Genomic DNA, 6,183 nt, shown 5'->3' on the forward strand with positions numbered 1-6,183 from the left:
CCCATCCCGAACAGAGAAGTTAAGCCCGGACGCGCCGATGGTACTGGGGTCACACCCGGGAGAGTAGGTGGCCGCCAACCCTACAAAAGCACCCCCTGCAGAGAATCAGCAGGGGGTGTTTTGCGTTTGGGGGCCCTACTGTTTGCGAATACTTTTGCAAACAGTTCCTCATAGATATAGTAGCCCCGGATTACAAAGAATCTTCCTTTTCCAGCACAGAAACCCTTTATCCCTCTTTTTTGATGGCTTAAGATACAGGTCTCTTCGGCTTCAGTAAACATGTTTCCTTCTAATTGAGTAGCATTCAGAGTTTCCTCGTTATCTGTCAGCTCATATTTGTAAATCAATTAAACTGGCTACACATAATAAACATGTATCTTCTTTTCAGTAGTTGTGGTGTATCAACTATGCTTCAACACAATACTGCTGTACTTCATTGATAAAGAGTGCTTTAAAACATCCTGATATGATACGCATCTAGTTAAATTAATAGAACTTTACTTAGAATTAGTTGATAAATAATATTATATTTAATACCATAATGGTTTAGCTTAAAGAGCTTTTTCTTCTTTGGTTGACAATACTATCAGATAAGGTGTAGTTTTTAGTTTCATCAATATTTGAGTTCAAATAATGCCACGCATGCTCGTTTACAAAATGAGTTAAAACCCATTTGTTCACCGGCTTATTTTCGATGAGTTGTAAAATCAGCTATATACGGTTCTAAACAGGAGAATCTAAATCATGCACTTGTTTTCTTTTTTAGCGGGCTTCTTACTTATCAGGCGCATAAGAAAGCCTTTACAGGATTCTCCTGTGTATATAAAATGGAAAAGCTTGATTTCATTTTCTGGTTGGGCTTTACTAACTCTTTTCTTTGGTATTTCTATTTTTCTTGACGATGAAGCAAGTGTTTTATTAGGTAGTGTTTTATTATTGGGCTTACTGGAATACCTCAAAAAAGAACCTGATTTCAGCCAGTTTAAGCCTTATATTCTCGCCAATTATCCCTTAGTTATTGCCGGTATTGTAAATAGTTTCGTTCAGCTTGCCTTACCTGATTTCTATGAAAGGTGGGAGGGTTACTTTGATTTTGCTATTGTTGGTACCTTTATCTGGATATTTGCCAGGTGGGCAAACTCCAAGAAACAGCAGCAGGCGTTAAAGTTCGCGGAAGACCGAAAAGCAGAGCTTGAATTGTTGGTTTCGGAGCGGACAGCAGAATTAACACTGCAGAAGGAAGCTTTACAGGAAACAGTGAAGGAACTTAAAGTAACACAGGCGCAACTGATACAGCAGGAAAAGCTGGCATCTTTAGGGGAGTTGACGGCGGGTATTGCCCATGAAATTCAAAACCCACTGAACTTTGTAAATAACTTTTCAGAATTAAGCATTGAGTTAGTAGAAGAACTGCAAGAGGGGCCTTTACAGAAGCTGTCGGAACCGGAAAAAGAATATGTTGGGGAATTAATGAGGGACTTAACGCAAAACCTGCAGAAAATAAACCACCATGGCAAGCGGGCTGATTCTATTGTGAAAGGTATGCTGCAGCACACACGGGTAAGTACCGGGCAAAAGGAGCTCACTGATGTCAATGCCTTAGCTGAAGAATACCTTCGCCTGAGTTACCACGGCCTGCGGGCTAAGGACAAAAGCTTTTATGCGAAGCTGGAAACACACTTCGATAACAGTCTGCCTAAATTAGAGGTTGTACCGCAGGATATAGGAAGAGTGCTGCTCAACCTCTTAAACAATGCCTTTTATGCTGTAAAGCAGAAGAAATCACAAACAGAAGATGTCAATTACCAGGCACAGGTGCAGGTAAGTACCTGCAGAAAAGGGAACGTTTGTGAATTACATATCCGGGATAATGGCTGCGGTATTCCGGAAAGCATCCGGCACAAAATACTGCAGCCCTTCTTCACTACCAAGCCAACGGGGCAGGGCACCGGTCTCGGGCTGTCGCTGAGTTATGATATCATCACCAACGGGCACAATGGTAAGATTAGTGTCGATTCTGTTGAAGGCGAATATACTGGTTTTACTATCAGGTTGCCTATAAAGGCTATCTGAGCCATATTCCTGGCCAATGCGCCTCTGGTTGTGGTTGTTATTCAGGGTGTAATTCAGCTAATAGATACAGCCTGACCTAAAACAGGATAGTCATCAAAACTGGTCAAGCCAGCTAAACCACTCCTTTATCGTTTTACTTTTTTCTTGTTGTAAGTAATCCAGAAAAGTACTGGCAACTGGTGAGAAGCTTTTATTCTTTAACCAGATTAGGTTCCAGTTCGATTTTATAGGAAACCCTTTGATGGGGATAATTTGCAGGTCGCCATTATTTAACTCATTTTTTATGCCGATAAGGGGCATAATAGAATATCCAAGTCCTGCTATTACCGCTTGTTTAACGGCTTCATTAGAAGTAAGCTCCATCTTCTTTACAACAGGCAGGTTGTTCTGCCTGATAAATTTTTCCATGATATGCCGGGTACCTGAGCCTGCCTCCCGGTAAATCAAAGGTATTTCTTCTAAAAGACTGTTTTCCTCTGGCTGTTGGTTAAAGTTGTGTGTTCTGCTGCCAACTAAGTACAGCTTGTTTTCCATCAGTTCTATGTTCTCTACCTGTATATTCTCCGGTAAAACAGACACAAGGGAAAAGTCAACTTCATTTTTTTCCAGGCTTTCGATCACTCTGGCTTTATTAGTTACATCCAGTACCAGTTCTATTCCACGGTGCTGCTTTAAGAAATCAGACAGAAAGTAAGGCATTACATATTTGCCGGTTGATACAACCGTGATTTTAAGTCGTCCAATTAATTGCCCTTTATAGGCAAGGGTTTTGTAATTGATAGCATGTACCTCATTTAAAATCCTTTCGGCCGCAACAGCTATCTCCTTACCAAAGTCAGTTATAAAAATTTTTCGTCCCACCACTTCAGTTAATGGAATATCAAACTGGTCCTGGAAATTTTTAAGCTGGATAGATACAGCAGGCTGCGTCAAGTGCAGTTCCTCCGCAGCTTTGGTAATGCTTTGCGCCTGGGTAATTTTCAGAAACACCTGCAATTGATGCAAAGTATAATTCATAAGTATTATTTATGGTTTGTATTAAAAGTATATATTTTTATTTATATATGCAATTATGCAGTTTTGTAACACAAAGAGTAACACAGCTAATCAGAATGAAAGCGGCTGTAGGCTACGAAAAGTTAATTCTTTATTTTTCAAAATAGCCACAGTACATCATGCATCGCCATAGCATGTGTTTTGTTTGAAATGCTTTACATAAATTTTATAATCTATACAAAAAACTTTTTCTATGACAACTTTCAATTTGATTACAGGGGATTACACCCCCATGGAGGCCAAAGAGATTCTTCTCAAGATGGTAGACACTAAAATTAACTTCCATAAGGTAAAAAGCTTTAGCGACTACGTACGCTATGGTAAACCCAACCTGGAGTCGGATTTAAAAGTTAAAGAACTTCAGGAGTCGAGAGAGCAAATTTTAGCCCTTGTACAGGAAGCAGTGGGCAGCAACAGTAGAATTGAGATAGAATCCGCTATGAATGTATCTTTCGAAGCTAAAGTGCAGCCTAAAGAGCACATTCAAAATGAGGAAGTTACTGCTGGTAATTAATTTTAAAGGTTAACGCTGTACACTGAGCACATAAGTCGTCCCGGAATAAGAGACGGGATGAAGAAGGAACCTCCTGATTAAGTGGTATTACGCTGTACCATTCAAAACAGGAGGTTCTTCCTTTTAGTTATTTATTTACAAATAAAAAAATGTCATTTAGAAACTCCTTACGCCATCCTGTTTGTGTGGTGCGGTTACTAAAATGAATGGGCTTCAAATTCATTTACGTGTGCCGGCAGGAGGAGTATGTCACACCCGTGCAGGTGGTGCGAGTTAACCTGGGCTTCAGCTGAAGCGCGTTCTATTTATGGTGAATCATGTCAGGAGCGGTTATTTCGTTATCCGTAACAATAGCGCTACCCATCTAGTATACTTTTTGACATGGACAAAGAAGATATTAAAATAACCGACTGGCAGCGACTCCTGGTAGGGGATAACCCCTGGGGGTTTATGATAGAGGTTTTTTTCCGTACGCTTATCATATATGTTTGTCTGATGGTCGTGATGCGTCTGCTGGGCAAACGCATGAATGCACAGTTAACCATTTCTGACTTAGCCGTTATGCTTACCCTGGGTGCCATTGCATCCGTGCCCATGCAGGCATTCGACAGTGGGATTTTGCCTGGAGTTATCCTGCTGATTGTTATTCTGCTTTTGCACCAGGGACAAACCTTTCTCACCTTTAAAAAACGCAGTGTAGAGATGCTCACCCAAGGCAAGATCAGACTGATCATCAAAGATGGTGTCATAGCTCCGGAAGAGTTACAAAGCATGCACATCAGCAAGGACCAGATTTTTGGTGTGTTACGTTCCAAGGGTATTCGACACCTGGGCCAGGTAAAGAGACTTTATTCTGAAGCTGATGGACATTTTAGTTTATACAAGTTAGCAGAAGAAAGGCCTGGTTTATCTGTTTATCCGAGAGTTGATAATGCCCTGCCTCCTGGTACAAAGGAAGTGCACGAAAAACAAGCCTGCTGTTATTGTGGGAATGTAAAGGAAGAAAACGATAAGGAACAGATCACCTGTAGCAACTGTGCTAACCAGGATTGGACGCCTCCTATTCAATAATCAAAAGCTTAAAGAGAAAAGGATGAATACAGCTGAAGCTGAACTTTGGGATTGGATGCGCATCTTCATAGGAGAAGTGCCGCTGATCTTTTTGCTCGAGGTAGTGCTTCGTGGAATAGTTGTTTACCTGATTTTGATTGCAAGTATGCGCATCATGGGGAAGCGCATGTCTGCCATGATCAGCAGAAACGAAATGATTGCTATGATATCGCTGGCAGCGGCTATTGGTATTCCCATACAAGATCCGGAAAGAGGCATGTTACCAGCCTTCATCATTGCAGGTATTGTGATAGGTATACAGCGTTATGTCTCTATAAAGTTTATGAATAATCCCGGGTTTGAGAGCCTGGTGGTAGGTAGCATCGGTGCTATGGCAAAGGATGGTTGCCTGGACCTGCATAACATGAAGAAGAGCAAAATTACACGTGAGCGTATGCTTACTGAATTCAGACTCAAGGAAGTAATCAGCCTGGGAAGAGTGCAGCGGGCTTATCTGGAGGCTAATGGATCTTTTACTATCTATCTTTATGAAGACCATGCACGCGAAGGGCTCTGCATTTTGCCTGATTGGGACAAAGATTACCTGCAGGAACTGACAGTGGTTGAAGGTAAGTACGCCTGCGGAAGCTGTGGAAACTTAGTGGAAAGCCGAAAAGAACCGGAGCAAACCTGTGAGCACTGCAACGACAAACAATGGTTTAAAGCAGTAAAGGCCTAAGAACTTCCATAGCCTGCCATTTCTTTCTTCTTCCTGATTATATTTGTATGCTAATTCGGTACAATAATCCGTCCCTGTGTCTTTAGAGGAACGCAGGGACGGATTTCTATATTGAAACAGGTAAGTTGTGGCTTGTATTGAACAGGTAAAGTAAATCAGCCAATGGTCATCTCTGCTGCCTTGACACAGCTTAACAGCATCCGCCTCCATCGTAGAACCAGGTGGAACCCGTGATGTAGATGTCTTTTCGACCTAAATCTCCAAGTGCTTTGGCGGTTTTATCACACACCGCCAGCGGCTGGTTATGAAGTAAAGTGTGGCCTTTCCCATCATCAAAAAACTCATCTTCTCCGAAGTAGATGGCGTGCTTGCCTGTAAATACGCAAGGGCCATCATCCGGCATCGGATCTTTGATAGCGCAAATTTCAACGCTTTCTATAAAAATTGGCTTATCTGTATCATACTGACCCGGAGCCAATACGCGGTAAGGACGTCTTGCTCTTACCTCCACGGTACCAAACCCGATGTTGGTAATAAAATCAATGTATTGCTCCAGTGGCATAGCACCACTCAGGCAGAGGGCGCGTAAGCGGTCATTGTTGCGAAGGCTTTCAGGTATATAGTCTTCGCTGGTAGGGTCTGAAAGCACTAGAGGCTATCTCAAAAATGGGAATCCCAGCTTGAGTTAATATGTTGGTTTCTCATGGAGTTGACAAACGAGCAATGGGAAAGGGTAAAAGACCTTGTGCCA

6 protein-coding genes and 1 rRNA gene are annotated in these 6,183 nt (G+C 41.9%); 5 read left to right on the forward strand and 2 right to left on the reverse strand.

Features of this window, described 5'->3' with window-relative positions; all coding sequences use genetic code 11:
* A 5S ribosomal RNA gene (rrf, locus tag ACYVB1_RS13000) occupies positions 1 to 80 on the forward strand; the annotation flags it as partial.
* 757 nt (positions 81 to 837) lie between these two features.
* Positions 838 to 2,073 carry a sensor histidine kinase gene (locus tag ACYVB1_RS13005; RefSeq protein WP_460924176.1) on the forward strand — a complete coding sequence of 412 codons (1,236 nt, stop codon included), beginning with the start codon at positions 838 to 840 and terminating at the stop codon, positions 2,071 to 2,073.
* Between the two features lie 93 nt (positions 2,074 to 2,166).
* On the opposite strand, the gene ACYVB1_RS13010 is transcribed toward ACYVB1_RS13005, so the two are convergent.
* On the reverse strand, positions 2,167 to 3,090 hold the full coding sequence (locus ACYVB1_RS13010) for a LysR family transcriptional regulator (protein ID WP_460924178.1): 924 nt from the start codon (positions 3,088 to 3,090) through the stop codon (positions 2,167 to 2,169).
* A gap of 232 nt (positions 3,091 to 3,322) precedes the next feature.
* On the opposite strand from ACYVB1_RS13010, the gene ACYVB1_RS13015 reads away from it, so the two are divergent.
* From ACYVB1_RS13015 to ACYVB1_RS13025, 3 genes are all read left to right on the forward strand, one after another.
* A complete protein-coding gene (locus tag ACYVB1_RS13015) occupies positions 3,323 to 3,643 on the forward strand; it encodes a hypothetical protein (protein WP_460924180.1) in 321 nt (106 codons plus the stop codon).
* A gap of 450 nt (positions 3,644 to 4,093) precedes the next feature.
* Positions 4,094 to 4,714 (forward strand): DUF421 domain-containing protein, encoded by a 621-nt coding sequence (locus ACYVB1_RS13020; RefSeq protein ID WP_460924182.1) that lies wholly within the window; start codon positions 4,094 to 4,096, stop codon positions 4,712 to 4,714.
* 22 nt (positions 4,715 to 4,736) lie between these two features.
* Positions 4,737 to 5,432: a DUF421 domain-containing protein gene (locus tag ACYVB1_RS13025; protein ID WP_460924184.1), complete on the forward strand. Its 696-nt coding sequence runs from the start codon at positions 4,737 to 4,739 to the stop codon at positions 5,430 to 5,432.
* Between the two features lie 190 nt (positions 5,433 to 5,622).
* Here the strand turns inward: ACYVB1_RS13025 and ACYVB1_RS13030 are convergent, their stop codons facing one another.
* Positions 5,623 to 6,081, reverse strand: a complete 459-nt coding sequence (locus ACYVB1_RS13030; RefSeq protein ID WP_460924186.1) for a hypothetical protein — start codon at positions 6,079 to 6,081, stop codon at positions 5,623 to 5,625.
* Positions 6,082 to 6,183 lie beyond the last annotated feature (102 nt).

This window comes from Pontibacter brevis, from assembly GCF_054779655.1.